Origin of the sequence: Stenotrophomonas sp. NLF4-10 (assembly GCF_022359915.1) — a bacterium.
In the GTDB taxonomy this organism is placed as follows: Bacteria; Pseudomonadota; Gammaproteobacteria; order Xanthomonadales; family Xanthomonadaceae; genus Stenotrophomonas; species Stenotrophomonas daejeonensis.
On the sequence record NZ_JAKSEE010000003.1, the window covers coordinates 2163545 to 2189041 of the forward strand.

Here is a 25497-nt window from a genome sequence, read left to right on the forward strand (position 1 = left end):
ACAAGCCCGGCAGCTACGGGAGATGTGGCACTGGATCAGAACCGGTACATCAGCTCCATGCCGTAGAAACGCGGCTCGCTGATGCCGGCGGCGGTGCTGCCGACCACGGTGGTGCCATAGGTGTGCAGGCCGTTCACGTAGCGGTTGTCGAACAGGTTGTTGACGTAGGCGGCCACGCTCCACTGCGTGGACGGCGAGCGCCAGCGCAGGTACAGGTCGGTGCGGTTGCGCTCCTCGCCGATGGTGAAGTTGGCGTAGCGCCCGCAGGTGCCCTGGCTGGACGAGCCGGAATTGCAGCGGTTGCGGCCGGTGTAGGAATGCCGCGCCGAGACGGTCAGGTCGCCGTGCCCGGCCAGCGGCAGCGTGTAGGCGGCGCCGGCGGCGAACGACCAGTCCGCCTCGCCGGTCGGCTCGCCGCCGAGGTCGATGCCGTCGGGGGTGACGAAGTCCTTGTAGGTCGAGTCGATCCACTCGGTGGCGAAGTCGATGCTGAGGCGGTCGCTGGCCTGCCAGCGCGCACTGAAGTCCACGCCGCGCGCGGTCAGGTCGCTGGTGCTGATCACGTAGCGCGGGATGTCCGCCGTGGTGTCCAGCCGGATCGCCTGGCGGTTGTCGTAGACGTAGTAGAACGCCGAGGCCTCGTACTGGATGCGCAGGTCGCGCAGGTCGCGCTTGATGCCCGTCTCGAAGTTCCACACGCCCTCGTTGTCGAAGCTGGCGCCGGGCGAGAACACGTTGTAGCCGCCGGCCTTGTAGCCCTTGGCCACCGAGGCGAACAGCATGGTGTCATCGGACGGGTGGTAGTCGACGACCAGGCGCGGGCTCCAGTCGCTCCATGCGTTCTTGGCGCGGTTGGTGACGCCCTTGTTGGCCATCGAGATCGGGTCGCTGAAGGCCAGGTCGAAGCCGGCCAGGAACGCCGCGTCGAGCGGGATCAGGCCATCGCCGTCCTCGTCGATGGCGCACAGGCCCAGCGCATCGCACGGCACCGGCTGCGGCAGCACGCCGTACTGTTCCAGCGTCTGCAGCGCTTGGTTCAGCGCGTCGGCACGGTGGTAGTCGTTGAACCAGGTGAATTTCTTCTCGTCCCGTGTGTAGCGCAGGCCGAAGGTCAGGTTCAGCTTGTCGGTGGCGTGCCAGATCACGTCGCCGAACACCGCGTAGGCGGTGGAATCCACGGTGTTGTCGTAGGACTCGCGCCACGGGTTGCCGAACAGCTGCACCGGGATGCCGTAGAAATCCGCCGCGTCCTGCAGCATGCCGAACAGCGGCATGCCGTACAGGCCAGCCGCGGCGGTGTTGATGCTGTCGCTGGTCAGGTCGACCACGCTGGACTGGCTTGCCTCCTCCTTGAACCAGCTGGCACCGGCCACCCAGTCCAGCCGTTCGGTGTTGCCGCTGAACTTGAACTCCTGGTACCAGGTGCGGTTGTCCTCGATGTTGATGGTGTCCAGGTACAGGTCGCGGCGGTTGCTGCCATCTTCCTCGGCGCGGTTGTAGGTGTCGAAATCGCGCCATGCGGTCATCGAGCTCAGGTGGCCCCATTCGAAGGCATGGTCGAGGATCAGTGTCGCGCCGTCGAACCGGCGCGTCTCGTCGTTGTCCGGCACGTCGGTCCAGGCAGCGCGGCCGATCGGGTTCTGGTACTGCGCAGGATCTGCGGGCACCGGTGGCAGGCCCGGCGCCGGCGGCAGCTCGACGATGCCGATGGTCGGGTGCGAGCGCTGGTCCAGGTCCTCGTGGTCCCAGCTCAGCAGCATCTGCGTGTTGTCGCCGATGTCCCAGCGGAACGCCGCGCGCGTGGCCCAGTTGCGGCCGTCGTTGAGCGACTTGCCGGTGGCCGCGTCGTCCAGCCAGCCATCGGTGCTGCTGCTCATGGCGTTGATGCGCAGCGCGGTGGTCTCGCCGGTCGGCAGGTTGAGCATGCCGTCGAAGTACTGCTTGCCGTAGTTGCCCACGCGCAGCCGCGCGCGGCCTTCGAGGTGGTCGCTCGGGCGCTTGGTCACGATGGACACCGCGCCGGCGGCGGTGTTGCGGCCGAACAGCGTGCCCTGCGGGCCCTTCAGCACCTCGATGCGCTCCACGTCGAGGAACGGCAGCACGGTGCCGCCGCCGCGGCCGGCATAGACGCCGTCGACATACACGCCGACGGTCGGGTCGGTACCGATGCCGAAGTCGCCTGTGCTCAGGCCGCGCAGCTTGAAGCCGGCCTGCGTGGGCTGGTTGTCGTCGATCGCAAGGCCGGGGACGAAGCTGTCGAGGTCGCCGAGGTTCTCGGCCATCGTCTGCTCGATGACGTCCTCGCCGACCACCTGCAGGGCGATGGGCACGTCCTTGAGCTCCTGCTCGCGGCTCTGCGCGGTGACCACGATCCGGTCCAGTTCCACCGCCGCCGGCCCGTCCGGCGGCTGCTGGGCCTGCGCGGCCAGCGCCGGCGATCCCAGCAGCGAAGCCAACAGCGCATTGCGGATGCCGCAGGTCAATCTGTTGTACGTCATCGAGTGCCCCCTAGCCATTGCGTTCCCCTTGAGTCGTCGGTTTCGCGCGGCGGTGCCCAGGCCGCGCCTTTCCATTCCCTGCCCGCGCTATGCGCCGCACTCCTGCGCGGACATGGCGGCGATCCACTGCCTTATCAGTTCCACGCCCTCCTCGTGGACGATGCTGCGCCCCAGCTCCGGCATCATCACGCCCGGGTCGGTGCTCTCGATCCGGTAGGTCAGGATCGAATCGTCCGGGGCGCCGGGCATGATGTCCCAGGCCCGGTTGCCGGTGCCCTGCCCGGCGGCGATCGGCAGCTTGCAGCGGCCCAGCCGTAGCGGGTCGTGGGTGTTCGCGTCCAGCCACATGCCGGAAGTGCGTGCCGCGCCCTTCTGGCTGTGGCAATGCCCGCAGTTGATGTCCAGGTACGAACGGGCGCGCGCTTCCAGCGGTGCCTGCGCGTCGTTCCAGGCGGCATTGCGCGGCAGTTCGCCTTGCGGCACCTCGCCCAGGTAGCCGATCCGCTGCCAGTGGTCCAACTGGTTGGCCGGGCCGTCGGCGTAGGCGAAGTCGTGGTTGAGGTGCCGCGCCTTCGGCCCGATCGGGAAAATCTGCCTGGACTTGAGGTCGGTGCCGTGGCAGCCGGCGCACTGGTTCTCGTCCGGCACCATGTACTCCACCTGCTCGTGCTTGCCGTCCGTGCCTGCGAGGGTCAGTGGCACCAGTTCGCCGGTGCGCATCAGTCGCGCCTCGTTCTGTTCGGCGTTCCACACATACGGCAGCGCGATCCAGCCGGCCTCGCGGCGCACCAGCAGCCGTGTCTCCACCAGCCGCACCTTGCCTAGCGTCAAGCCGCCGTCCGCTTCCGGGCCGGCGTCGTCGCTGCGCAGCACCGTATCGCCTTCGCCGCGGGGGTAATAGAAGGTCTTGCTGATGATGGTGCCGACCGGGAAATCCAGCGCCTCGTCCGGCTGGTAGCGCGCGGAGGTGCCGGCCGGCATCCATACCGTGCGCAGCTTGTGCGCGTAGTCGGTGAACAGCGCCGTGTCCAGGTCGTAGGGTTGCACCTGCGCGTTGAGCCGCAACCTGCCGTCGTCCACGTACAGCACGTTCCAGTCGGACAGTCGTTCGGGCATGCCTTCGGCGAAGAAATGCACCGGCCCCGGCGTCCGCGTGCCGGAACAGGCGGCCAGCGCCAGCAGTGCGGCCATTCCCATCAGCCATCGATGCAGCGACATGCGCGCCACCTCAACCGCGCTTCAGGTCGATCGCGGGCAGCGACGGCAGCGTGCAGTCGTAGGGTTTGGTGTCCTTGCTCGGATTCTTGTAGCCGCCGGGGCCATCGGCGTTGAGCACGCCGGACACGTCGCGCAGGCAGATCTGCGGGCCGTCCTTGCGCTGCGGGTTGACGTAGCCGTCGAACAGCACGTCGGGGAAGCTGCCGCGCAGGCCATACATCGCCACCTTCAGCGCCTTGAAGTCCATCCGGTCGGGCGAATCGCCGCCGCCGGACAGGCGGTTGTCGTGCACGTAAATGCGCTCCGGGTACGGATCGAACTCGCCCGAGGCCTTGTCGTCCTTGTAGCCGGTGGAATACACGCTGGAGACGATGATGTTGGCGGTGCGGTTGTCGGCGATGTCGTTGTCGAAGATCTCGATGTTGTCGTTGGAGTTGATCACCACGCCGCTGCCGGCCGGCACGCTGGCCACCGGCGTGCCCTTGGCGCCGAAGTTGTCGTGGTTGTTCTCCACCACCTTGTTCCTGAACACGCGGATCGCGTCGCCCTGCTGGGTCAGCGCCGGCATGTTGAACACCAGGATGCCGCCGGTGTTGCCGGTAGCCACGTTGTCGTGGACGTCGGCGTTGATGGTGTTCTCGATCTCGATGCCGGCCACGTTGCGCTCGGCGCGGTTGTTGCGCAAGATCACGTCGCGCGACTGGCCGACGTAGATCCCCGAATCCGAGGCGCCGATCGCCACCGAGTCCTCGATCAGCACATTGCGACACAGCACCGGGTACAGCCCGTAGCCGCCGTTGCTGGTCTTCGGCCCGCCGGTCCATTCCACGCGCACGCCGCGGATGGTGACGTTCTCCGACTCGCTGATCTTGAAGCCGTCGCCCTTGCTGTCTTCGATCGCCAGGTTTTCCAGGGTGAAGCCGTTGGCGTTCACCAGCAGGCCCTCGGCGCCGGCCTTCTGCCCCTTGAAGCTGAGGATGGATTTGTCCATGCCCTGCCCGCGCAGGGTGACGTCGTCAACCCGCAGGCTGAGGCTGCGGTCGAACTGGAAGGTGCCTTCCGGCACCTCGATCACGTCGCCGGGCTTGGCGTCCAGCAGCCGCTCCTGCAGGGTCCGGGCGAAGCCGGCATCGCCCGCCGACGGTGCCGGCGCGTCGGCGGACTGCTGCTGGCAGGCGGACAGGAGGAGCGCAAGAGCGCCGATCGTGCCGACAAAAATGCTGCGTTGCATGAATTCTCTCCCGTACGTGCTCGCCAAGTCTGCGTCGCAGTCTGGTGCGCGCCGATGCGTTGCGCGAAGGGCGGAAGCGGCATACAAAGGGGGGCAAAACGGACAATCGGGAGAAGTTCGGATGCGTTTGAACACCGCAATCGGCGATCGTCTGTCCGTCGCCGACCGGCCCACCAACATCCTCTGCGGGCTGATGCAGCTGGCCGCCGAGATGGAGGTGGACTGCGATGGCTGGTTCGCCGGAACCCGCCTGCAACCGGCGGAAATCAGCAATCCCGACACCCGCATGTCCTACCGGCAGGCCAGCACCGTGATCCGCCGCGCCCTGCACGCCCTGCCCGTCGAGGGCCTGGGGCTGGTGCTGGGCGACCGGCAGAACCTGGGCAATTTCGGCCTGCTCGGGCTGGCGATGAAGACCGCCCCCGATTTCGGCGAAGCGGTACGCATCGGCATGGCCTACCAGCGCAACAGCGGCGCGCTGATGGACATGTCGCTGACCGAGCGCGACACCGACTGCCTGGCCGCGGTCGCCACCGCGCCGGACGAAGCCTGTGACCTGCTGCCATTCCTGTGCGAGGAACTGTTCTCCAGCGTGTTGAAGCTGATCCACGAGCTGGTCGGCCCCGAATTCCGGCCCCTGCGCCTGGAACTGGGCTACCCGGCGCCGCCCTATGCGCAGCGCTACCTCGACCTGTTCGGCTGCGAGGTGCGCTTCGGCCAGCCGCAGCACGCGATGGTGATCGAACGCTGCTGGCTGGAACTGCCGTTCGCCAGCTACAACCCGGTGACCTCGAACCAGGTGCTGACCCTGTGCCGCATGCAGCTCGATGCCCAGCCGGCCTGCGGCGAAACCACCGCCGCGCTGGAAAATCACCTGCGCATGCGCCTGCGCGACAACCCGCAGATGGCCGAAATGGCCGCCGAGCTGCACCTGAGCGAGCGCACCCTGCGCCGACAGCTGGCCGAGGAAGGCACCTCGTTCAGTGCGGTCCACGACCGCGTGCGCACCAACCACGCGATGGAGCTGCTGCGCGACCCGAAGCTGAGCATCCTCGCCATCGGCGGCCAGCTGGGTTTCAACGACGCCCGTGAATTCCGCCGTGCATTCAAGCGCTGGACCGGGCGCGCGCCGAGCGAGGCGCGGCGCTCCAGCGGCTGACCGCCTTCCCGTAGATGCGGGGCTTGCCCCGCATGAAGCATTCCCGGTAAAGCCCCAGCGGGGCAAGCCCCGCTCTACAAGGCATATCGGCGAAGGGGCAAACAAAACGCCGCGCATCACTGCGCGGCGTTCGTCGTTGCCCCCGTCGCGCCGGTCAGGCGCGCAGCAGCGCCAGCGCCTCGCGCGTCATCGGGTCGGCGATCTCCACCGCCTCGCCCTGCAACGCCGGCAGCAGCTGGTTGGCCAGCTGCTTGCCCAGTTCCACGCCGAACTGGTCGAAGGCGTTGATGCCCCACACCAGCGACTGCACGTAGACCGCATGCTCGTACATCGCGATCAGCGCGCCCAGCGCGTGCGGGGTCAGCGCGTCGAGCAGGATCAGCGTGCTCGGGCGGCCGCCGGGATACTGGCGGTGCGGGTCGCTGCTGTCCTGCCCGTTCGCCAAGGCCTCGGTCTGCGCAAGCAGGTTGGCCAGCAGCGCCTGGTGGTTGATTTCGTAGGGATCGTCATTGCGCACGCAGCCGATGAAATCGGCCGGCACGATGCTGGTGCCCTGGTGCAGGGCCTGGAAGAAGCTGTGCTGCACGTCGGTGCCCGCCCCGCCCCACCACACCGGCACGGTGTCGCCGTCCACCGGGCTGCCATCGAGCTTGACCCGCTTGCCGAGACTCTCCATTACCAACTGCTGCAGGTAGGCCGGCAGCAGCGCCAGGCGCTGGTCGTAGGTCATCACCGCGTGGGTGGCGCAGCCGAGTACGTTGCGGTTCCAGATGTCGGTCAGCGCGTGCAGCACCGGCAGGTTGCGCTGCAACGGCGCGCTGGCCGCGTGCGCGTCCATTTCCGCCGCGCCGGCCAACAGTTGGCCGAAGCGCTCGAAGCCGATTGCCAATGCGATCGGGAAGCCCACCGCCGACCACAGCGAATAGCGGCCGCCCACCCAGTCCCACATCGGCAGCACGCGCGCGGCGGCGATGTCGAACGCCTTGGCGGCGCGCTCCGGGTTGGCGCTGACCGCGTACAGGCGCTCGCTGCCACCCAGCCAGTCGCGCAGGATCGCGCCGTTGAGCAGGGTTTCCTGGGTGCCGAAGGTCTTGGAGATCAGGATGCCGGCGGTGGTCGCCGGGTCCAGCGTGGCCAGCGTGCGCTGCATCGCCGCGCCATCGACGTTGGAGACGAAGTGCACGCGGAAGCGCGCGCCGCTGGCCGGGCGCAGCGCGTCGGCGACCAGCCGCGGGCCGAGGTCGGAACCGCCGATGCCGACGCTGACGATGTCGGTGACGGCGCTGGTTTCCAGCGCCTCGACCAGCTTGCCCATGCGCTGCTGCACGGCCACCGCTTCGGCATGCTCGGCCGCCGCCTTGGGGCTGGCGTCGCCGCGCAGGGCGCTGTGCAGCACCGCGCGGCCTTCGGTGATGTTGATCCTTTCACCGCCGAACAGGCGCGCGAAGCCGCCGGCGACGTCGCGCGCGGCGGCCAGCTCCAGCAATGCATCGAGCGCGGCGCGGTCGTATTTCTGCCGCGCGAAGTTCACGTACAACGGACCGACCTTGAGTGCCAGGGTTTTCACCCGGTCCGGCTCGGCGGCCAACAGCGAGGGAATACCCGTGCCCTGCAGACGCTGGGCGTGGGCGTGCAATGCGGTCAATCCGTTGTTCGTGGTCATGCGGCCTGTGTGGGGATGGAGTGGTTGGTGTGGGTGATGCGGTTGTTGCCGTCGACGTAGACCAGCTTGGGCTGGAACGCGTCGGCCTCGGCTTCGCTCATGCTGGCGAAGGCGGCGATGATGACCACGTCGCCCACCTGCACGTGGCGCGCGGCGCCGCCGTTGAGCGAGATGATGCCGCTGCCGGCTTCGGCGCGGATGGCATAGGTGGAAAAACGCGCGCCGTTGGTCACCACCCAGATGTTCACCTGCTCGAACTCGCGGATGCCGGTGGCTTCCAGCAGGTCGCCATCGATCGCGATGGAGCCTTCGTAGTTCAGCTCCGAATGGGTGACGGTGGCGCGGTGGATCTTGGTCTTGAGCAGGGTGAGTTGCATGACGGTGCCGATACTGCTTGATGAAAGTACGCAGTCTAGCACCCGTGCGGGGCTTTGCTTGCACTGCAACATGGGCGACCGTGCGATTCAGGCAGGCAAAGAAATGGGCGTCACGAATACGCCATTGCAGGTCATTTCAGGGTAACGACAGGACACCGCAAGTCCGTAGGCACCGGGCTTGCCCGGTGCGAAGCTTCATCGGCAAGGCTTCATGCGGGGCAAGCCCCGCATCTACGAAATTCGTGGTTTCCCGCACAGCCTGCACCTGCTCGACACGCCCAAGGCGCGGAGCATGACTCCCGTAGGCGTGGGGCTTGCCCCACGCGAGGCTTCATCGGTAAAGCTTCATGCAGGGCAAGCCCCGCATCCACGGGAAGCTTGCCATTTACACGCAGGTGCCGGGCTTGCCCGGCACTGGTGCTCAGAACTCGATGTTGTCGATCAAGCGGGTGCTGCCCAGCTTGGCCGCCACCAGCGCCACGCGGGCGCCGGCCTCGTCCTCGCCCGGCTCGCCCAGGTCCGGCAGCCGCACCACCGCGTAGTCCACATGGAAACCGGCCGCCTGCAGCTGCGCGACGCCGTCGGCCTCGACCTTCGCCCGTGGCGTGCCGGCCAGGCTGGCATCGCGCATGCCCAGCAGCACGCGCCGGATCGTCGCCGCCTGCGGGCGGGTTTCGGCGGTGAGGTACTGGTTGCGCGAACTCATCGCCAGGCCGTCGCCCTCGCGCACGATCTCGCCGCCGACGATCTCGATCGGGAACGCCAGGTCGGCCACCATCTGCCGGATCACCGCCAGCTGCTGGTAATCCTTGCGGCCGAACGCGGCCATGTCCGGCTGCACCTGGTTGAACAGGCGCGTGACCACGGTGCACACGCCATCGAAGTGGCCGGGACGATGCGCCCCTTCCAGCAGCGCGCTCACGCCCGGTACGTGGACATTGGCGGCCAGCTCGACGCCAAACGGGTACATGGATTCGACCGTGGGCAGCCACAGCACGTCGCAGCCGGCCTGTTCAAGCCCGGTGGTGTCGGCCTCGGGCGTGCGCGGGTAGCGGGTGAAGTCCTCGTTCGGGCCGAACTGGGTCGGGTTGACGAACACGCTGGACACCACGCGGTCAGCGTGGTGCCGCGCCAGGGTCACCAGCGAATAGTGGCCGGCGTGCAGGTTGCCCATCGTCGGCACGAAGCCCACGCGCAGGCCCTCGCGCTTCCAGCCGGCGACGATGGCGCGCAGCCGGGAAAGTTCGGTGACGGTCTCGATCATGATGCGTACGCATGCTCCGCGTCGGGGAAGGTGCCGGCGCGCACGGCGTCGGCGTAGGCGCGCACGGCGCCGGCCACCGAGCCGCCCTCGGCAAGGAAATCCTTGACGAACTTGGGCCGGCGGTGGCCGCTGTCGAGGCCGAGGAAATCGTGCATCACCAGCACCTGCCCGTCGCAGCCGGCGCCGGCACCGATGCCGATGGTCGGCACCGGAATGTCGGCGGTGACCTGCGCGGCCAGCGGCGACGGCACGCATTCGAGCACCAGCAGCGACGCGCCCGCTTCGACTACCGCGCGCGCATCGGCGCGCAGGCGTTCGGCCGCTTCGCCACGGCCCTGCACCTTGAACCCGCCCAGCGTCAGCACCGACTGCGGGGTCAGGCCCAGGTGCGAGCAGACCGGGATCTCGCGCTCGACCAGATGGCGGATCACGTCCAGCTTGAAGCCGGCACCTTCGATCTTGACCATCTCCGCGCCGGCCTGCAGCAGTCGCAGCGAGGCCTCGAACGCGCGTTCGGGGGTGGCGTCGGCGCCGAACGGCAGGTCGGCCACCAGCAGCGCACGCTGCAGCACCCGCGCCACCGCGGCAGTGTGGTAGGCGATGTCGGCCACGGTGACCGGCAGCGTGGAATCGTGCCCCTGTACCACCATGCCCAGCGAATCGCCGATCAGGATCAGGTCGACGCCGTTGGCGTCGAAGGCGCGGGCGAAACCCGCGTCGTAGGCGGTCAGCATCACCAGCTTGAGGCCGTCGCGCTTGGCCTCGGCCAGGGCCGGGACGGTCCAGGGTTTGCTGTCTGCATGGGTGCTCATGAGGAAACGACGCTCGGTGATGAGCCGCGCATTATCCGCCTATCGGCTCGATGCCGCAGGTTTTCATCGCTGCCAGTGCGCCACGCACCGTTCCACGGCCGGGAATCACCGCTTCCGGCGCGACGTCGGCCAGCGGCAGCAGGGCGAAGGCGCGTTCGTGAAGATAAGGGTGCGGCACTTTCAGCTGTGGCAGGTCGATGACCTGTTCGCCATACAGCAGCAGGTCGAGGTCGAGCGTCCTCGGCCCCCAGCGCTCGTCGGGCAGGCGCACGCGGCCGAAGTCCTGTTCGGTCCGCAGCAGGTGTTCGAGCAGGGTTGGCGCCGGCAGTCCGGTTTCCAGCGCCACCGCGGCATTGATGAAGTCCGGCTGGTCCTCGTTGCCCCAGGCCGGTGTGCGGTACAGCCGCGAGGCGGCCAGCAGGCGGCAATCGGGCAGCCGTGCCAGCGCCTGCATCGCCGCGCGCACGGTGGCCGGCGCATCGCCGAGGTTGGCCCCCAGCCCGATGCAGGCCACGACCATGCGCTTCATTCGCCCGCGGCGGTGCCGCTGCGCCGGCGGCGACGGCGACGCCGCCGGGGGGCTTCATCCTCCATGCCTTCGGCATGCGCCGCGTCCAGCGCCGATTCCAGTTCGTGGCCGGACTGCTGTTGCGCCTCGCGCCAGAACGCGATGTCGGCCTCGTGCTCGCTGGAGGCCACTTGGCGCAATACGAGGAAGTCGAACGCGGCGCGGAAACGCGGGTGGGTCAGCGTGCGCAGCACGCGCTTGCGCTGGCGCGAGGCGAAGCGCGACTGCAGCAGCCAGATTTCCTGCATCGGCAGCGAGAACCGGCGCGGCAGCGCGATGGTGGTGAGCTGGTGCAGCGTGACCCGGTCGGCGGCACGGCGCTGCGCCTCCTCCGGCGCCACCCCCTGCCGTTGCAGCGCGATCAGAGCACGGCAGAACGCCGGCCACAGCAGCAGCGCGAACAGGAACGCCGGCGATACCGGCTCGTCGTTGGCCACGCGCGCATCGGTGCTGCGCAGGCCTTCGACCACGAACCGGCGCAGGGCGCCGCTGCGGTTGCTCTTCAGCGCCGCCGCGCTTTCCGGGAACAGCGCCGGCAACAGGCCGTGCCGCTCCAGCCCCTCGAAGCTGGCCACGCCGTGGCCGGACAGGAACAGCTTGAGCACTTCCTCGAACAGCCGCGCCGGCGCCGCTTCGTCGAGCAAGCCGGCCAGCCGCGGGATCGGCGCGGCGGTGGCCGGCTCGATGTCGAACGTCAGCTTGGCCGCCAGCCGCACCGCGCGCAGCATGCGCACCGGGTCCTCGCGGTAGCGCTGCTCGGGGTCGCCGATCAGCTTCATGCGCCGCGCCAGCACGTCCTCGAAGCCTCCGGTGTAGTCGCGCACCGAGAAATCCTCGATCGCGTAGTACAGGGCGTTGCAGCTGAAATCGCGGCGCACCGCGTCGTCCTCGATGCTGCCGTAGACGTTGTCGCGCACCAGCATGCCGTTCTCGACCTCGCGGTCGCCGCTGCCGTCGTCGCTGTTGGCGCGGAAGGTGGCGACCTCGATGATCTCGCGGCCGAACACCACGTGCGCCAGCCGGAAGCGGCGGCCGATCAGCCGGCAGTTGCGGAACAGTTGCTTGACCTGTTCGGGCGTGGCGTCGGTGGCCACGTCGAAATCCTTGGGCCGCCCGCCCACCAGCAGGTCGCGCACCGCGCCGCCGACCAGGTAGGCACCGAAACCGGCTTCGCGCAGGCGGTAGAGCACGCGCAGCGCGTTCGGGCTGATGTCCTTGCGCGAAATGGTGTGCTGGTCGCGCGGAATGACGCGCAAGGTGAATGGCGTTGCAACTGGGGAGTTGATGGTGGCGATTCCGGTTGGTGATACGGGATTGCCGAACGGCAAACAGGCGCCTATACTAGCGCGCTCGCCGGACAGCGACAAAACGCTCCCTTCGTCTAGTGGTTAGGACGTGGCCCTCTCAAGGCTAAAACAGGGGTTCGAGTCCCCTAGGGAGCGCCAACTCAAGTCCGCGAATCAAAACACCCCGCATCCGCGGGGTTTTTTGTTGCCCGCATGAATCGCTGCAGGAGCGACGCGAGTCGCGACCGGGCTTTCCCGGTGAAGCCTCGGTCGCGACTCGCGTCGCTCCTGCGGACGTACTCCGAATTGAGAATGCCTCCGCCCATCTTCTGCTTACTGCACTAGAATTGAGCGGTTCAAAGCCGGACCCCGTCATGCCTTTCGTCGTCACCGAAAACTGCATCAAGTGCAAGCACACCGATTGTGTCGAAGTCTGCCCCGTGGACTGTTTCCATGAAGGCCCCAACTTCCTCGTCATCGATCCGGACGAGTGCATCGACTGCACCCTGTGCGAGCCCGAATGCCCGGTCAACGCGATCTTCCCGGAAGACGACGTACCGGCCGGCCAGGAGGGTTTCGCCGCGTTGAACGCAGAGCTGTCCAAGGAGTGGCCGGTGCTGGCCGTGCGCAAGGACCCGCCGCCGGATGCCGCCGAGTGGGACGGCAAGCCGGACAAGCTCAAGCTGCTGGAGCGCTGATAGGCGGCAGGGCCGCAAACGAAAACGGGCGCCGCAAGGCGCCCGTTTCGCATCCGTGGCCGGCCGGCATCAGCCGCCGAGCCTGGCCTTCAGCGCGTCGACCAGCTTGACCGCCGCCGCATCCGTGGCCGGGATGCCACGCGGGTCCACCGCCGACACGTAGGCGCCGGCGTCCACGGCCACCACGCGCACCAGGAAATTGCTGCCTTCGTAGGCCACGTCATAGGAACCCAGCAGCTGCGCGCGGCTGGCGATGGTCACGCCATCGATGGCTTCCAGCGCAGTGCCGACCTTGCCGAACACCTCGTCGCGGCTGCCGCCGACGGTGAAGCCACCCTGCGCCGGTGCGGCCTGTGCCGCCGGGCGCGAGGCCGAGGCCAGCGCCGGCACCTGCGAGGCGCCGGCGGTGTTGGGCAGGTTCAGGTCCGGCGGCACTTCGAGCGGGCGCATTTCCGGCGCCAGCGCATAGTCGCCACGCGCGCCGCGGTGGCAGCCGGTGGCGGTGACCGTGGTGGCGATGGCAAGCAACGCCAGCGAAAGTGCGCGGACAGCGGTTCGGGAATGACGCATCGTGGATCTCCAGGTTCAGGCCACTGCAGATTCAGTGGCTGGATAGTGCTTCCAGCGCGTCCACCGCGGCCGCCAGGTGGTCGGCGGCGGCATGGTGCGCGTCGGAAAGGGACAGCAACGGCAACCGCAACCCGTGGCCGATGCCCAGCCGCTGCAGCAGCGCCTTCACCGGAATGGGGTTGGGCTCGACGCCACAGAAGTCATGGTACGGCTGCAGGCGTGCATCCCAGGCTTCGGCAGCACCATGGTCGCCGGCCCGGGCAAGGTCGCACAAGGTGCGGAACGTCCCCGGCAGGACGTTGGACCCCACCGAAACCAGGCCGTCGGCACCGGCCAGCAGCGCACGCGCGGCGCTGCCGTCGTCGCCACTGAGGATGGCGAAGCCGTCGCCCTGCAAGGCCAGCAATGCCTTGAGCCGGGCCATGTCGCCGACCGCCTCCTTGATGCCGACGATGTTCGGGTGGCCGGCCAGTTCGGCCACGGTTTCCGGCAGCAGGTCGCACCCGGTGCGCGCCGGCACGTTGTACAGCACCACCGGCAGGCCGCCCTGCTCGGCCACCGCCAGGTAATGCCGTAGCAGGCCCTGCTGGGTGGGGCGCACGTAGGGTGGCGTGACCACCAGGGCATGGCTGGCGCCATTGCGCGCCGCGCGGCGGGTCGCTTCGATGGTCCGGGCGGTGGCCGAGGCGCCGGTGCCGGCCATCACCGGCATGCGCCCGCCGAGCATGGCCACGGCCGCGCGCAGCAGGGCGTCGTATTCCTCGTCGGCGAGCGCCGCCGCCTCACCGGTGGAACCGGCCACCACCACGCCCTGCACGCCTGCGGCCAGCTGCCGCGCCAGCAGGCGCTGCCATGCCTCGGCGTCGACCGTGCCATCGGCCCGGAAAGGTGTCGCCAAAGCGGTGATGAGGCCGGAAATGGACAAGGAGGCGCCGTTGCGGATGGGGGCTGGAAAACCCGCGGAAACGCGGGCTCGTGACCGGCCGCATGTTACTTGCCGGTCGAAAGCACGGGCAAGTATGCTGGACGCCAGCGAGCGCGCCGCCGTTGGCGTCGTTCAGACTCACAGCGCATCCCGGAACCGTCTTGACCAATACCACCCCGCGGCCGCAGCCGACCGAAAACCACCTCCTGATAAACGCCTACACGACGCATCCGGAGTCCCCCCTGCTGTCCGTCACCCGCCGCATCGCCGACAGCGGCTGCAACCTGGTCGACGCCCGGCTCTCCACCGTGGGCCGCGACGTCTCGGTCACCACGCTGGCCACCGGCTCGTGGGACGCGGTGGCCAAGCTGGAGGCGATGCTGGGCCGGCTGGAGCGCGAGGAAGGGCTGAAGCTGGTGTGGTACCGCACCGCGGCCAAGCAGGTGCAGTCCAACCTGCTGCCGTACATCGTCGAGGTCATCGCCGCCGACAAGCCCGGCATCCTGTTCCAGCTGGCCGACTTCTTCGACCGCCAGGGCATCACCATCGAAAACCTGCAGAGCACCCGCTACCAGGCGATGCAGACCGGGGCGGAAATGTTCTCGGCGCAGGTCACCATCGGCGTGCCGGCGAACATGCACATCGCCGCGCTGCGCGACGACTTCCTCGAATTCTGCGACCACCTCAACCTGGACGCGATCATGGACCCGATGAAGTTCTAGAAGATATTCGCGCGCCCGTCACCGGCGCGCGGCGTTTCATGCAGTTGCAACCGGAACACCCCAGGCTCGGAAGACATCGGATGAACATCGGCGATACCCTGGACCGCACCACCCTCGACCTGCCGCTGGCGCTGTCCGGCGGCGAGAACACCACCCTCGCCGCGCAGGCCGACCACTGGCTGGTGCTGTACTTCTACCCGAAGGACAGCACCCCCGGCTGCACCACCGAGGGCATCGACTTCAACGCCCTGCTGCCGGCGTTCAAGCGCGCCGGCGCGCGGGTGTTCGGCGTCTCCCGCGACTCGGTGAAGTCGCACGACAACTTCTGCGCCAAACAGGGCTTCGGGTTCCCCCTCGTCAGCGATGCCGACGAGGCGCTGTGCACCGCCTTCGACGTCATCAGGATGAAGAACATGTACGGCAAGCAGGTGCGCGGCATCGAGCGCAGCACCTTCCTGATCGCGCCCGACGGCACGCTGGTGCAGGCGTGGCGCAAGGTCAAGGTCGCCGGCCATGCCGGGGCCGTGCTCGATGCGCTGCAGGCCGCACGCTCCAAGTGACATCCCCCGCTCCCCACCCACGCCATCACCCTGCAGCGCAGGCGTGATGGCGCGTCCCTGTCCCGCCACCAGGAACCGACGATGACCCGAGGCAAGCGCATCTACGTGCTGGACACCAACGTGCTGATGCACGACCCCACCGCGCTGTTCAAGTTCGAGGAACACGACGTGCACCTGCCGATGCAGGTGATCGAGGAGCTGGACAACGGCAAGAAGGGTACCTCCGAAGCCAGCCGCAACGCGCGGCAGGTCAGCCGCTTCCTCAACGAACTGATCGAAGCGGCCGGCATCGGCAGCCTCGAACAGGGCATCCCGCTGGTGCGGCCGCAGGGCCTGCAGCTGCGCGGCGCGCAGAGCGCCGGCCGCCTGTACTTCCAGACCAGCCACTTCGATGCCGGCAAGAGCTTCGGCAAGGTCATCCCCGACAACGCCATCCTCGGCGCGATCCTGGCACTGAAGGAAAAGAGCCCCGAAGTGCCGGTGGTGTTCGTCTCCAAGGACATCAACCTGCGGATCAAGGCCGCCATCGCCGGCATCGACTCGGAGGACTACGAGAACGACCGCGCGCTGGACGACTTCAGCCTGCTCTACACCGGCGCCACCCAACTGCACGAAGACTTCTGGAAGAAGCACGCCAGCGACCTGCGCAGTTGGAGCGACAAGGGCCGCAGCAACTACGAGATCCACGCCGCGAACGACGAGGAATGGTTTCCGAACCAGTACGTCTACCTGCCCGGCGAGGACGAGGTCGAACTGAGGGTTACCCGAGTGGAGGCCGATGGCCGCGTCACCCTGGCGCTGGTGGACGACTTCCGCCACGGTTCGCATTCGGTATGGGGCATCACCGCGCGCAACCGCGAGCAGAACTTCGCGCTCAACGCCTTGATGGACCCGGAAATCGACTTCGTCACCTTGCTCGGCACCGCCGGCACCGGCAAGACCCTGCTGGCCCTGGCCGCCGGCCTGGCGCAGACGATGGACAGCCAGCGCTACCGCGAGATCATCATGACCCGCGCCACGGTCAGCGTCGGCGAGGACATCGGCTTCCTGCCCGGCACCGAGGAGGAAAAGATGACGCCGTGGATGGGGGCGCTGACCGACAACCTGGAAGTGCTCACCCACAACCAGGAAGGCGGCACCTGGGGCCGCCAGGCCACCAACGACCTGCTCGCCAGCCGCATCAAGATCCGCTCGCTGAACTTCATGCGCGGACGCACCTTCCTGTCGCGCTATCTCATCCTCGACGAGGCGCAGAACCTCACCCCGAAGCAGATGAAGACGCTGATCACCCGCGCTGGCCCCGGCACCAAGATCGTCTGCCTCGGCAACGTCGAGCAGATCGACACCCCGTACCTGACCGAAACCACCTCGGGCCTGACCTACGCGGTGGACCGCTTCAAGAGCTGGCCGCACAGCGCGCACATCACCCTGCGCCGCGGCGAACGCTCGCGGCTGGCCGACTACGCCTCCGAAGTGCTGTAACTCCATCCTGCCCGAACGAGCCAACCCCATGCCCCGCCACGAAATCGAGTGCAGCAAGTGCAATTCCCCGATGCAGCCCGGCTACCTGCTGGAAGAAGGCCACGGCAACGAACGCTCGATCACCGCCTGGGTCGAGGGACAGCCGCAGAAATCGTTCTGGATGGGGCTCAGGCCACCGCAGGAGAAACTGGAGACCTGCACCTGGCGCTGCATCCGCTGCGGCTATCTTGAAACCTACGCCCACGCCACCGCCTGATCCCCTTTCCTGCCCGGAGTTGCCGTGAAAGTCGTTCGCCTCCTGCCGTCGTTCGCAACCTGCCTGTTGGCGCTGGCCGCGTGCACGCCGGCCAACGTCAAGCCCGGCGCCCGCGTGCCGACCGCGCTCAAGGCCGGGCAGTCGTGGGTGGTCACCCGCCCGGTCGTCGCCGCACAGGTGCTCGACACCTGCTCGCGCGACAGCCCGGCGAAGCATGCCGACGGCATCGGCGGCTACTGGGCGCCGAGCCGCGCGCAGATCGACGAGCTGGAAAGCCGCCTGCCGCAACTGCAGCCGGCCATCGCCGAACCGGCGCAGTCCGGCCGCCAGTACGTGGGCTTCGTGTCCGCCGGGCGCCAGCTGATCTACATCAACGCCTTCACCCTGCCCGACCACCAGAAGATCAACCCGGCGCGCGAGGCCGTGCGCGTCTGCGACGGCGGCGCGGGCTTCTGGGGCGCGGTGTACGACCCGCGCAGCGGCACGTTCTCCGACATCGCCCGCAACGGCGGTTTCTGAGGCGGGCGCGCGCGGCCGATGGGCATACAGCTTCCCCGCTGGGTATGGATCGGCGCGATCGCGCTGTCCTGCGTGGCCGGCATGGTCAACGTGGTCGGCTTCCTCGGTTTCGAGCACCAGGCCATCACCCACCTCACCGGCACCACCAGCCAGCTCGGCATGGCGCTGGTGCAGCGCGACTGGCGCAACGTCGGCCACCTGTGGGGCATCCTGATCGCGTTCTGCCTCGGCGCCACGCTCAGCGGCCTGATCGTGCAGGACGCCACCCTGCGGCTCGGCCGCCGCTACGGCGTGGTGCTGCTGCTCGTCTCGCTGTTGCTGCTGGTGTCGATCCCGCTGTTCAAGCGGCAGCAGATATGGGGCGCGCTCGCCGCGGCGATGGCCTGCGGCCTGCAGAACGCGATGGCCACCACGTTCAGTGGCGCGGTGGTGCGCACCACCCACCTCAGCGGCATGTTCACCGACCTGGGCATCGGCCTGGGCCACCTGCTGCGCGGGCTGCCGCTGCCGATGAAGCGGCTCACCCTCAGCGGCCTGATCATCAGCGGTTTCCTCGCTGGCGGCGTCGGCGGCGCGTGGCTGTTCCTGCACTTCGGCTACGACGCCCTGCTGGCGCCGGCGCTGCTCACCGGCACCACCGGAGCCAGCTACATGGTCTACCGGCTGTCGCAGCGCCTGCGCGGGAACCACTGACCGCAGCGCATTCCCAAACACGGCACAATCCGGCCATGACTGCTTCCACGCCCGTTTCCGCCCTGACCATCGCCGGTTCCGACTCGGGCGGCGGCGCCGGCATCCAGGCCGACCTCAAGGCCTTCGCCGCCCACCGCGTGCATGGCCTGTCGGCGATCGCCGCGCTCACCGCGCAGAACACCCGCGGCGTCACCGCCGTGCACGTGCCGCCGCTGGATTTCCTGCAGGCGCAGATCGACGCCTGCTTCGACGATTTCGACATCCATGCGGTCAAGCTGGGCATGCTGGCCAATGCCGAAGTGATCCACCTCGTCGCCGACGCACTGGAAAAACACCGTCCAGCGCAGGTTGTGCTGGACCCGGTGATGGTCGCCACCAGCGGCGCCAGGCTGCTGGAAGACAGCGCCCTGCGCGCATTGCGCGAGCGCCTGCTACCGCTGGCCACCCTGCTCACGCCGAATACGCCGGAAGCCGAACTGCTGCTCGGCCGCTCCATCGGCAACGCCGCCGAGGCCGAGGAGGCCGCCACCGCGCTGCTCGACCTCGGCGCCGGCGCGGTGCTGCTCAAGGGCGGCCACCTGCACGAAGGCCCGCGCGTGATCGACCGCTATTTCGACGGCGTCACCGGCGAGGAATTCAGCCATGTCCGCCTGCCACTGGATGCGCATGGCACCGGCTGCACGCTGGCATCGGCGATCGCCGCGCAACTGTGTCGCGGCCTGTCCCTGCCCAACGCCTGCGAAGCGGCCATCGACTACGTGGCGCGCGGCCTGCGCGGCGGCTACCGGCCCGGGCGCGGCGGAGTCATGGTGCTCGACCATTTCGGCGCGGCCCACGCCGACCACGCCGGATGAATGATTCCATCCACCACGTGCTCACCACCGCGGACGGGCACCGTTTCGAACTGCTCCGGCATGTGCCGGCAGATCCCGTGGCTACGCTGTTGTGGCTGCCGGCATTGGGCGTGGCCGCGCGCCATTACCAAGGCTTCGCCGAAGCGCTGGCGGCGCGCGGCATCGCCGTGTTCGTGCACGAATGGCGCGGCAACGGCAGCAGCAGCCTGCGCGCCGGCCATGCGCAGGACTGGGGGTATCGCGAACTGCTGCAATACGACCTGCCGGCCGCGACAGCCGCGGTGCGTACCGCCTTCCCCGATCTTCCACTGCATCTGGGCGGACACAGCCTCGGCGGCCAACTGGCGTGCTGCCACGCCGGCCTGCATCCGGACGAAGTGCAGGGACTGTGGCTGGTTGCCAGCGGCACGCCGTGGTGGCGCGGCTTTCCGGCACCGCGCCGCTACCTGTTGCCGTTGGCCTACCGTTTCCTGTCGTGGCTGGCCCGCCGTTGCGGCGCCCTCCCCGGCCGCCGCGTGGGATTCGGCGGCAGCGAAGCGCGCGGCCTGATCCGCGACTGGGCCGGCGTCGGCCTGTGCGGCCGCTATGCCGCCGCCGGCCTGCCCGTCGACCTGGAAGCGGCGATGGGCAGGCTCGATGTTCCGGCGACGGCGTTGCTGTTCGACGCCGACTGGCTCGCCCCGCCCGGTTCGATGCGCCATCTGCTCGACAAGATGCCGATGGCGGAAAGCACGTTGCGGGTCATGAGCGCACGCGAACTGGGCACCCATGCCGATCATTTCAGCTGGATGAAATCGCCTGTCGCCGTGGCAGATGCATTGCTTGCGCAGGCATTACGGAAAATTCCACAAAAGCGTTGACGCACTGCCGCGACATCCGCATAATTCCGCTCCTGACAGCGCGCCCGTAGCTCAGTTGGATAGAGTACCTGGCTACGAACCAGGCGGTCGGGAGTTCGAATCTCTCCGGGCGCACCATCTTGAACATCGCAATGCGGCGTTCAATGTCAGGACAATCAAGTTGACATGCGCCCGTAGCTCAGTTGGATAGAGTACCTGGCTACGAACCAGGCGGTCGGGAGTTCGAATCTCTCCGGGCGCACCATCTTGAAAAGGAACAGCAGGCATTGCCTGCTGTTTTTTTATGCCCGCCATCCTCACCAGCAGGCGTCGTGGACACGGTTGTCCCAGTGGCTGGAGAGTTTGAAGCCACGCTTCAATCCCGCCTTCCGGTACGCGGCATCACGACCGGCTTTTGCCTTCTCGCAGGCATCGGGCGGTGGCCTGCGGACGGAAGCAGGTTCGCGTCTTCGGGTCCACTTGTTTCCCCCGCCATCGACCACCGCATCATGCGTCGGGGTTGCGGCAACCACCGGCGATGCTGCCGGCTCGGCGGCAACCTCCCAGCTCTTTTCCGTCACGCCCATGCAAGGCATCGACTGGTACGCCACCACACCGTCATCCACGCACTTGAACACCTGCTGCGCGGACACCGGCGCAACCATCGCCAGCAACAGGACACCCATGCCTCGAAACAATGCCATCCCCGCGCCTTTCATCGCACCGGCAGGCACGATGCCTTGGCTCTCCGCCCCGCGCCATCGGTGAAACAAGTCGCCCTGCATCGGGTATTTCCCTGTGTGCACGGACCTGAACATTTTTTTTCACGAACTGCTTGCCAGAAAAAAATGCCGCCGCTATCATTCCGCTCCTCGGCAACATCGGGGCCATAGCTCAGCTGGGAGAGCGCCTGCATGGCATGCAGGAGGTCAGCGGTTCGATCCCGCTTGGCTCCACCACTTCCGAACATCAGGCCGTTCGGAATGCCGGAAAAACTTGATGATTTACGCGTCCCCATCGTCTAGAGGCCTAGGACATCACCCTTTCACGGTGGCGACCGGGGTTCGAATCCCCGTGGGGACGCCATTCATCAAAATCGAAGACCCAGTACCAGCGGGTCTTTTTTGTTGGAAATCGCCCTCTTCGCAAGGTGGCGAGGAAAGCTGAAAACAGCTTCCCATCCAGCAGGAAGCCCGATAGAATGCCGGGCTCGACAGAGATACGGGGCCATAGCTCAGCTGGGAGAGCGCCTGCATGGCATGCAGGAGGTCAGCGGTTCGATCCCGCTTGGCTCCACCACTTTTTCGGACATCAGGCCGTCCGGGCAAGTTCAAAACCTGATGAAGTTTACGCGTCCCCATCGTCTAGAGGCCTAGGACATCACCCTTTCACGGTGGCGACCGGGGTTCGAATCCCCGTGGGGACGCCATTTCAAGTTCGAGAAAGCCCCGCGCATGCGGGGCTTTTTTGTGTTCTTCAACCATCAGGGAAAGCCCATCTCTGCATGCAGGCTTATCGTAGATGCGGGGCTTGCCCCGCATGGGGCATTACCGGGAAAAGCCCTGTGCCGGGCAAGCCCGACACCTACGCAGAGCCACACCCGCAATCGGGATGCCCTTGACCGGTACAAAACAAGAAAGCCGGGCATCGCTGCCCGGCTTTCCGCATGTGCTGCTGGTGCCGAAGGTGGGACTCGAACCCACACGCTTTTAAGGGCGGCGGATTTTGAGTCCGCTGCGTCTACCGATTCCGCCACTTCGGCTGGCAGGGGCGGAAGTATAGCGGACGGTGTTGCCGATGGGCAGGGGGTTTCACGCTCTTCGTGCGGGAAACGCTGCCTGTTGAAGCGTGCAGGAGAAGCGGCTCCCGCCGATGGGGAAAGACCCTGCATCGCAGGGCCTTCCGGGTGATCCATCAACTGTCTGAATCCTCAGCTCCCGCGCTTGGCACGCGCGAAGGCTTCGGCAAGCGCGTTGTTCGCCGGCGGCGCCGCGGCGCCGGGACGACCCGCAGCGGGCCGGGCATTGCGGTTGCCGCCATCGCGACGTGCACCGCTGCCCTGCCCTGCGCGTTCGCCGCGCTCGGAACGTGCGGCCGGCGCCGGGCTGTCGTCCAACCGGCGGGTCAGCGCGATGCGCTTGCGGGCGACGTCCACCTCCAGCACCTTCACCTTCACGATGTCGCCGGCCTTGACCACGTCGCGCGGGTCCTTGACGAAGGTGTCCGACAGGGCGGAGATGTGGATCAGCCCATCCTGGTGCACGCCGATGTCGACGAAGGCACCGAATGCGGCGACGTTGCTGACCACGCCTTCCAGCACCATGCCCTCGCGCAGGTCCTTGATGTCCTCCACGCCGTCGGCGAAGCGTGCCGCCTTGAACTCGGGGCGCGGGTCGCGGCCGGGTTTTTCCAGCTCCTTGAGGATGTCGCGCACGGTCGGCACGCCGAACGTCTCGTCGGTGAACTGCTCGGCCTTCAACCCGCGCAGGTAGCTGCCGTCGCCGAGCAGCGTCTTGATCGGCCGCTGCGCGGCGGCGACGATGCGCTCGACCACCGGGTAGGCTTCCGGGTGCACGGCCGAGGCGTCCAGCGGCTCGTCACCATCGGCGATGCGCAGGAAGCCGGCGCATTGCTCGAAGGTCTTGTCGCCGAGGCGCGGCACTTTCAGCAGCTCCTTGCGGCGCTTGAACGGGCCGTTCTCGTCGCGGTGGCGGACGATGTTCTCGGCCACGCTCGCCGACAGGCCGGATACGCGCGACAGCAGCGCCGCCGAGGCGGTGTTGACGAACACGCCGACCGCGTTCACGCAATCCTCCACCCGCGCGTCCAGCGCCCGCGCCAGACGGAACTGGTCGACGTCGTGCTGGTACTGGCCCACGCCGATTGCCTTGGGTTCGATCTTGACCAGCTCGGCCAGCGGATCCTGCAAGCGCCGCGCGATCGACACCGCGCCACGCAGCGACACGTCGAGGTTCGGGAATTCCTTGGCCGCGAATTCGGAGGCCGAATACACCGAGGCGCCGGCCTCGCTGACCACGATCTTCTGCAGCTTCGGGTTGTCGCAGGCCTTGATGACCTCGCCGGCCAGCTTGTCGGTCTCGCGGCTGGCGGTGCCGTTGCCGATGGCGATCAGCTCCACGTCGTGCTTGGCGCACAGGTGCCTGAGCGTCTGCAGCGACTGTTCCCATTGCCGCCGGGGTTCGTGCGGGTAGATGGTTTCGGTGGCCAGCAGCTTGCCGGTGGCATCGACCACGGCGACCTTGCAGCCGGTGCGGATGCCGGGGTCGAGGCCGAGCACGGTCTTCGGCCCGGCCGGTGCGGCCAGCAGCAGGTCCTTGAGGTTGTCGCCGAATACGGCGATGGCCTCGGCCTCGGCCTTTTCGCGGGCCTGGTTGAACAGGTCCAGCAGCAGGTGCATGTGCAGCTTGGCGCGCCAGGTCAGGCGGCAGGCGTCGAGCAGCCAGCGGTCGGCGGCGCGGCCCTTGTCGGCGATGCCGGCCTTGAGGGCGACGCGGCCTTCGGCGTATTGGTGGCCGCTTTCGGCCTCGCTGCCGGGGTCGAGTTCGAGGAACAGGATTTCCTCGCGGCGGGCGCGGAACAGCGCCAGCAACCGGTGCGAGGGAATCTTCGCCAGCGCTTCGGCGTGCTCGAAGTAATCGCGGTACTTGGCGCCTTCGGTTTCCTTGCCTTCGGCGACACGGGCGCGGATCACCCCGACCTCTCCCAGCCACTGGCGCAGTTCGCCGACCAGCGTGGCGTCCTCGCCCCAGCGTTCCATCAGGATCGCGCGCGCGCCTTCCAGCGCGGCCTTGGCATCGGCCACGCCCTTTTCGGCATCGACGAAGCCGGCGGCGAAGGCCTGCGGATCGAGCGCCGGATCGGCCAGCAGGCCGTCGGCCAGCGGCTCCAGCCCGGCCTCGCGGGCGATCTGCGCGCGGGTGCGGCGCTTGGGCTTGTACGGCAGGTACAGGTCTTCCAGCCGGCTCTTGGTGTCGGCGGCGAGGATGTCGCCGCGCAGTTCGTCGCTGAGCTTGCCCTGCTCTTCGATGCTGGCCAGCACCGCGGCGCGGCGCTCTTCCAGTTCGCGCAGGTAGGTCAGGCGCACTTCCAGGTTGCGCAGCTGGGTGTCGTCCAGCCCGCCGGTGACTTCCTTGCGGTAGCGGGCGATGAACGGGACGCTGGCGCCCTCGTCCAGCAGCGCGATGGCGGCCTTGGCCTGTGCGGGCTGGGCGCCGATCTCCCCGGCGATGGTCTGCGCGATCTGCTGCGCGAGCTTGGTGTCTTGCATTGCCTGCTGCGATTCACACGATGGTGGAATGCCGCATTCTGGCAATGCCGGCGCATGGGCGGTAGCCGTTGACAGCGCCGCCCGGACGTGGCCGAGGGTTCAGCCCAGGTGGCGGCTCAGGTGCTGCAGGGCGATGTCCTCGCGCAGGTTCTCCAGCACCATCACCCGCATGCGGCCGCGGCCGCCGGTGTCCAGCATGCGCTCGACGTAGATTTCCGGGCCGTTGTCGGTATCCATGCGGGTCTTGCTGAAGCCATAGGGCACCACGCCCTTGTCGCCGTCCTTGCTGCCACCGATGTAGAGAACGATTGCCATGACGGTGGGTACTCCTTGCGTACTCGTAACGGCGCTACTTTAGGCGCGCGGGTGTTACCGCTTCGTTCAAGACAGGTTGAAATGCCGTGACCGAGGGAGGGCACTCGGGCGACGGGCGCGGGCAGGACCCCATGCGGGGCAAGGCCCGCACCTACAAGATGCTCCGTAGGTACCGGGCTTGCCCGGTACAGGGCTTCACCGGGAAAGCCCCATGCGGGGCAAGCCCCGCATCTACGGCCACCAGCCGCGCCCCTGCAGCGCGTAGCGGTCGGCGGCGCGTTCCAATGGATTGCGCACGCTGACGCCACCGCACAGCAGGTAGACCGGCAGGAACAGCGGCCCCAGCACCAGGTACTGGAACACGTGCGCGCGCTCGTGGTCGCGCAGGCTGATGCGCGGGTGCCGGCAACGGCCAGCGCGGTGCTCGTAGGTATGGCAAGGCACGTCCAAGGTCGCGCCGGTGTGCAGGATCACCATGCCCAGCGTGACCGCCCCGCCCGGCCCCCACGGCCAGTGGTGGAACACCCAGGCGAAGTCCCGGCCGCTCCACCGCGGCCGCGCGCCCATCGGCATGCCCGCCAGCCCGGCCAGCAGCCCGGCCAGGGTGTTGGGCGACGTCCAGAGCGCGCCCAGCAGGCATGCGGCGGACAACGCCCCTCGGCCTGTTGGTGACTGCCCGGTCCCTTTCCGCATGGGTGCG

The 25497-nt window shown here is 67.9% G+C and carries 25 protein-coding genes and 8 tRNA genes; 17 read left to right on the forward strand and 16 right to left on the reverse strand.

Features of this window, described 5'->3' with window-relative positions; genetic code table 11:
- Positions 1–35 precede the first annotated feature (35 nt).
- The 3 genes from MIC98_RS10160 to MIC98_RS10170 all read right to left on the reverse strand — a co-directional run bounded on the left by MIC98_RS10160 (position 36) and on the right by MIC98_RS10170 (position 4947).
- Positions 36–2498 carry a TonB-dependent receptor gene (locus MIC98_RS10160; protein ID WP_239737081.1) on the reverse strand — a complete coding sequence of 821 codons (2463 nt, stop codon included), beginning with the start codon at positions 2496–2498 and terminating at the stop codon, positions 36–38.
- An 87-nt stretch (positions 2499–2585) separates the two neighbouring features.
- A complete protein-coding gene (locus tag MIC98_RS10165; protein WP_239737082.1) occupies positions 2586–3716 on the reverse strand; it encodes an SO2930 family diheme c-type cytochrome in 1131 nt (376 codons plus the stop codon).
- Between the two features lie 10 nt (positions 3717–3726).
- Positions 3727–4947 (reverse strand): parallel beta-helix domain-containing protein, encoded by a 1221-nt coding sequence (locus MIC98_RS10170; protein ID WP_239737083.1) that lies wholly within the window; start codon positions 4945–4947, stop codon positions 3727–3729.
- Between the two features lie 121 nt (positions 4948–5068).
- On the opposite strand from MIC98_RS10170, the gene MIC98_RS10175 reads away from it, so the two are divergent.
- Positions 5069–6106, forward strand: a complete 1038-nt coding sequence (locus tag MIC98_RS10175; RefSeq protein WP_239737084.1) for an AraC family transcriptional regulator — start codon at positions 5069–5071, stop codon at positions 6104–6106.
- A gap of 154 nt (positions 6107–6260) precedes the next feature.
- Here MIC98_RS10175 and pgi read toward each other — a convergent pair whose 3' ends face one another.
- The 6 genes from pgi to pcnB all read right to left on the reverse strand — a co-directional run bounded on the left by pgi (position 6261) and on the right by pcnB (position 12118).
- Positions 6261–7769, reverse strand: coding sequence for a glucose-6-phosphate isomerase (gene pgi, locus MIC98_RS10180; protein ID WP_239737085.1), 1509 nt, complete (start codon positions 7767–7769; stop codon positions 6261–6263).
- On the reverse strand, positions 7766–8146 hold the full coding sequence (gene panD, locus MIC98_RS10185) for an aspartate 1-decarboxylase (protein ID WP_057639846.1): 381 nt from the start codon (positions 8144–8146) through the stop codon (positions 7766–7768). Before panD ends, pgi begins: the two co-directional genes overlap by 4 nt.
- A gap of 421 nt (positions 8147–8567) precedes the next feature.
- Positions 8568–9410, reverse strand: coding sequence for a pantoate--beta-alanine ligase (gene panC / locus MIC98_RS10190; RefSeq protein WP_239737086.1), 843 nt, complete (start codon positions 9408–9410; stop codon positions 8568–8570).
- Positions 9407–10222 carry a 3-methyl-2-oxobutanoate hydroxymethyltransferase gene (gene panB, locus MIC98_RS10195; protein WP_239737087.1) on the reverse strand — a complete coding sequence of 272 codons (816 nt, stop codon included), beginning with the start codon at positions 10220–10222 and terminating at the stop codon, positions 9407–9409. Before panB ends, panC begins: the two co-directional genes overlap by 4 nt.
- Before the next feature lie 31 nt (positions 10223–10253).
- On the reverse strand, positions 10254–10742 hold the full coding sequence (gene folK / locus MIC98_RS10200; RefSeq protein WP_239738128.1) for a 2-amino-4-hydroxy-6-hydroxymethyldihydropteridine diphosphokinase: 489 nt from the start codon (positions 10740–10742) through the stop codon (positions 10254–10256).
- Positions 10743–10747: 5 nt separating this feature from the next.
- Positions 10748–12118, reverse strand: a complete 1371-nt coding sequence (gene pcnB, locus MIC98_RS10205) for a polynucleotide adenylyltransferase PcnB (protein ID WP_239738130.1) — start codon at positions 12116–12118, stop codon at positions 10748–10750.
- A 42-nt stretch (positions 12119–12160) separates the two neighbouring features.
- Here pcnB and MIC98_RS10210 point away from each other — a divergent pair.
- Together MIC98_RS10210 and fdxA are read left to right on the forward strand one after the other, a co-directional pair.
- Positions 12161–12235: transfer RNA gene (locus tag MIC98_RS10210), tRNA-Glu, on the forward strand.
- A gap of 215 nt (positions 12236–12450) precedes the next feature.
- Positions 12451–12774 (forward strand): ferredoxin FdxA, encoded by a 324-nt coding sequence (gene fdxA / locus MIC98_RS10215; protein WP_057640281.1) that lies wholly within the window; start codon positions 12451–12453, stop codon positions 12772–12774.
- Between the two features lie 69 nt (positions 12775–12843).
- Here fdxA and MIC98_RS10220 read toward each other — a convergent pair whose 3' ends face one another.
- Entirely contained in the window at positions 12844–13344 is a 501-nt protein-coding gene (locus MIC98_RS10220) for a hypothetical protein (RefSeq protein ID WP_057640280.1), read from the reverse strand.
- Between the two features lie 31 nt (positions 13345–13375).
- Positions 13376–14269, reverse strand: coding sequence for a 4-hydroxy-tetrahydrodipicolinate synthase (dapA, locus tag MIC98_RS10225; protein WP_239737088.1), 894 nt, complete (start codon positions 14267–14269; stop codon positions 13376–13378).
- Between the two features lie 161 nt (positions 14270–14430).
- On the opposite strand from dapA, the gene MIC98_RS10230 reads away from it, so the two are divergent.
- From MIC98_RS10230 to MIC98_RS10275, 10 genes are all read left to right on the forward strand, one after another.
- A complete protein-coding gene (locus MIC98_RS10230) occupies positions 14431–14991 on the forward strand; it encodes a glycine cleavage system protein R (protein ID WP_057640278.1) in 561 nt (186 codons plus the stop codon).
- Between the two features lie 80 nt (positions 14992–15071).
- Entirely contained in the window at positions 15072–15551 is a 480-nt protein-coding gene (locus MIC98_RS10235) for a peroxiredoxin (RefSeq protein WP_239737089.1), read from the forward strand.
- Positions 15552–15632: 81 nt separating this feature from the next.
- Positions 15633–17033, forward strand: a complete 1401-nt coding sequence (locus MIC98_RS10240) for a PhoH family protein (RefSeq protein WP_239737090.1) — start codon at positions 15633–15635, stop codon at positions 17031–17033.
- A 28-nt stretch (positions 17034–17061) separates the two neighbouring features.
- Positions 17062–17289 (forward strand): PF20097 family protein, encoded by a 228-nt coding sequence (locus tag MIC98_RS10245; RefSeq protein WP_057640275.1) that lies wholly within the window; start codon positions 17062–17064, stop codon positions 17287–17289.
- A gap of 24 nt (positions 17290–17313) precedes the next feature.
- The gene (locus tag MIC98_RS10250) at positions 17314–17808 is read left to right on the forward strand and encodes a hypothetical protein (RefSeq protein ID WP_239737091.1); all 495 of its coding nucleotides are present in this window, start codon (positions 17314–17316) and stop codon (positions 17806–17808) included.
- Between the two features lie 18 nt (positions 17809–17826).
- Positions 17827–18501, forward strand: a complete 675-nt coding sequence (locus MIC98_RS10255; protein WP_239737092.1) for a YoaK family protein — start codon at positions 17827–17829, stop codon at positions 18499–18501.
- Between the two features lie 35 nt (positions 18502–18536).
- On the forward strand, positions 18537–19355 hold the full coding sequence (thiD, locus tag MIC98_RS10260) for a bifunctional hydroxymethylpyrimidine kinase/phosphomethylpyrimidine kinase (RefSeq protein WP_057640272.1): 819 nt from the start codon (positions 18537–18539) through the stop codon (positions 19353–19355).
- Positions 19352–20215, forward strand: a complete 864-nt coding sequence (locus MIC98_RS10265) for an alpha/beta fold hydrolase (protein WP_345772157.1) — start codon at positions 19352–19354, stop codon at positions 20213–20215. Before thiD ends, MIC98_RS10265 begins: the two co-directional genes overlap by 4 nt.
- Positions 20216–20255: 40 nt before the next feature.
- Positions 20256–20332: transfer RNA gene (locus tag MIC98_RS10270), tRNA-Arg, on the forward strand.
- A gap of 50 nt (positions 20333–20382) precedes the next feature.
- Positions 20383–20459 (forward strand) — tRNA-Arg (locus tag MIC98_RS10275).
- A 52-nt stretch (positions 20460–20511) separates the two neighbouring features.
- On the opposite strand, the gene MIC98_RS10280 is transcribed toward MIC98_RS10275, so the two are convergent.
- Positions 20512–20979: a DUF4124 domain-containing protein gene (locus MIC98_RS10280; RefSeq protein WP_239737093.1), complete on the reverse strand. Its 468-nt coding sequence runs from the start codon at positions 20977–20979 to the stop codon at positions 20512–20514.
- A gap of 98 nt (positions 20980–21077) precedes the next feature.
- Here MIC98_RS10280 and MIC98_RS10285 point away from each other — a divergent pair.
- The 4 genes from MIC98_RS10285 (at position 21078) to MIC98_RS10300 (ending at position 21623) form a co-directional block, all read left to right on the forward strand.
- Positions 21078–21153 (forward strand) — tRNA-Ala (locus MIC98_RS10285).
- Between the two features lie 51 nt (positions 21154–21204).
- A tRNA-Glu gene (locus MIC98_RS10290) sits at positions 21205–21280 on the forward strand.
- Positions 21281–21417: 137 nt separating this feature from the next.
- A tRNA-Ala gene (locus tag MIC98_RS10295) sits at positions 21418–21493 on the forward strand.
- 54 nt (positions 21494–21547) lie between these two features.
- Positions 21548–21623: transfer RNA gene (locus MIC98_RS10300), tRNA-Glu, on the forward strand.
- Between the two features lie 246 nt (positions 21624–21869).
- Here the strand turns inward: MIC98_RS10300 and MIC98_RS10305 are convergent.
- The 4 genes from MIC98_RS10305 to MIC98_RS10320 form a co-directional block, all read right to left on the reverse strand.
- Positions 21870–21956, reverse strand: a tRNA-Leu gene (locus MIC98_RS10305).
- A 168-nt stretch (positions 21957–22124) separates the two neighbouring features.
- Positions 22125–24482, reverse strand: coding sequence for a Tex family protein (locus MIC98_RS10310; RefSeq protein WP_239737094.1), 2358 nt, complete (start codon positions 24480–24482; stop codon positions 22125–22127).
- 99 nt (positions 24483–24581) lie between these two features.
- The gene (locus MIC98_RS10315) at positions 24582–24797 is read right to left on the reverse strand and encodes a hypothetical protein (RefSeq protein WP_057640269.1); all 216 of its coding nucleotides are present in this window, start codon (positions 24795–24797) and stop codon (positions 24582–24584) included.
- Positions 24798–25028: 231 nt separating this feature from the next.
- Positions 25029–25490, reverse strand: coding sequence for a hypothetical protein (locus tag MIC98_RS10320; RefSeq protein WP_239737095.1), 462 nt, complete (start codon positions 25488–25490; stop codon positions 25029–25031).
- Positions 25491–25497 lie beyond the last annotated feature (7 nt).

What these genes read in the sequence shown, in the direction of transcription:
- thiD (WP_057640272.1), top strand. Translation starts at nt 18,537, where the DNA reads ATGACTGCTTCCACGCCCGTTTCCGCCCTGACCATCGCCGGTTCCGAC.
- folK (WP_239738128.1), bottom strand. Translation starts at nt 10,742, where the DNA reads ATGGTCGTGGCCTGCATCGGGCTGGGGGCCAACCTCGGCGATGCGCCG.
- panB (WP_239737087.1), bottom strand. Translation starts at nt 10,222, where the DNA reads ATGAGCACCCATGCAGACAGCAAACCCTGGACCGTCCCGGCCCTGGCC.
- MIC98_RS10280 (WP_239737093.1), bottom strand. Translation starts at nt 20,979, where the DNA reads ATGCAGGGCGACTTGTTTCACCGATGGCGCGGGGCGGAGAGCCAAGGC.
- MIC98_RS10170 (WP_239737083.1), bottom strand. Translation starts at nt 4,947, where the DNA reads ATGCAACGCAGCATTTTTGTCGGCACGATCGGCGCTCTTGCGCTCCTC.
- MIC98_RS10160 (WP_239737081.1), bottom strand. Translation starts at nt 2,498, where the DNA reads ATGACGTACAACAGATTGACCTGCGGCATCCGCAATGCGCTGTTGGCT.
- panC (WP_239737086.1), bottom strand. Translation starts at nt 9,410, where the DNA reads ATGATCGAGACCGTCACCGAACTTTCCCGGCTGCGCGCCATCGTCGCC.
- MIC98_RS10245 (WP_057640275.1), top strand. Translation starts at nt 17,062, where the DNA reads ATGCCCCGCCACGAAATCGAGTGCAGCAAGTGCAATTCCCCGATGCAG.
- MIC98_RS10320 (WP_239737095.1), bottom strand. Translation starts at nt 25,490, where the DNA reads ATGCGGAAAGGGACCGGGCAGTCACCAACAGGCCGAGGGGCGTTGTCC.
- MIC98_RS10265 (WP_345772157.1), top strand. Translation starts at nt 19,352, where the DNA reads ATGAATGATTCCATCCACCACGTGCTCACCACCGCGGACGGGCACCGT.
- MIC98_RS10310 (WP_239737094.1), bottom strand. Translation starts at nt 24,482, where the DNA reads ATGCAAGACACCAAGCTCGCGCAGCAGATCGCGCAGACCATCGCCGGG.
- fdxA (WP_057640281.1), top strand. Translation starts at nt 12,451, where the DNA reads ATGCCTTTCGTCGTCACCGAAAACTGCATCAAGTGCAAGCACACCGAT.
- MIC98_RS10255 (WP_239737092.1), top strand. Translation starts at nt 17,827, where the DNA reads ATGGGCATACAGCTTCCCCGCTGGGTATGGATCGGCGCGATCGCGCTG.
- MIC98_RS10220 (WP_057640280.1), bottom strand. Translation starts at nt 13,344, where the DNA reads ATGCGTCATTCCCGAACCGCTGTCCGCGCACTTTCGCTGGCGTTGCTT.
- panD (WP_057639846.1), bottom strand. Translation starts at nt 8,146, where the DNA reads ATGCAACTCACCCTGCTCAAGACCAAGATCCACCGCGCCACCGTCACC.
- MIC98_RS10240 (WP_239737090.1), top strand. Translation starts at nt 15,633, where the DNA reads ATGACCCGAGGCAAGCGCATCTACGTGCTGGACACCAACGTGCTGATG.
- MIC98_RS10315 (WP_057640269.1), bottom strand. Translation starts at nt 24,797, where the DNA reads ATGGCAATCGTTCTCTACATCGGTGGCAGCAAGGACGGCGACAAGGGC.
- MIC98_RS10175 (WP_239737084.1), top strand. Translation starts at nt 5,069, where the DNA reads ATGCGTTTGAACACCGCAATCGGCGATCGTCTGTCCGTCGCCGACCGG.
- pgi (WP_239737085.1), bottom strand. Translation starts at nt 7,769, where the DNA reads ATGACCACGAACAACGGATTGACCGCATTGCACGCCCACGCCCAGCGT.
- MIC98_RS10165 (WP_239737082.1), bottom strand. Translation starts at nt 3,716, where the DNA reads ATGTCGCTGCATCGATGGCTGATGGGAATGGCCGCACTGCTGGCGCTG.
- MIC98_RS10235 (WP_239737089.1), top strand. Translation starts at nt 15,072, where the DNA reads ATGAACATCGGCGATACCCTGGACCGCACCACCCTCGACCTGCCGCTG.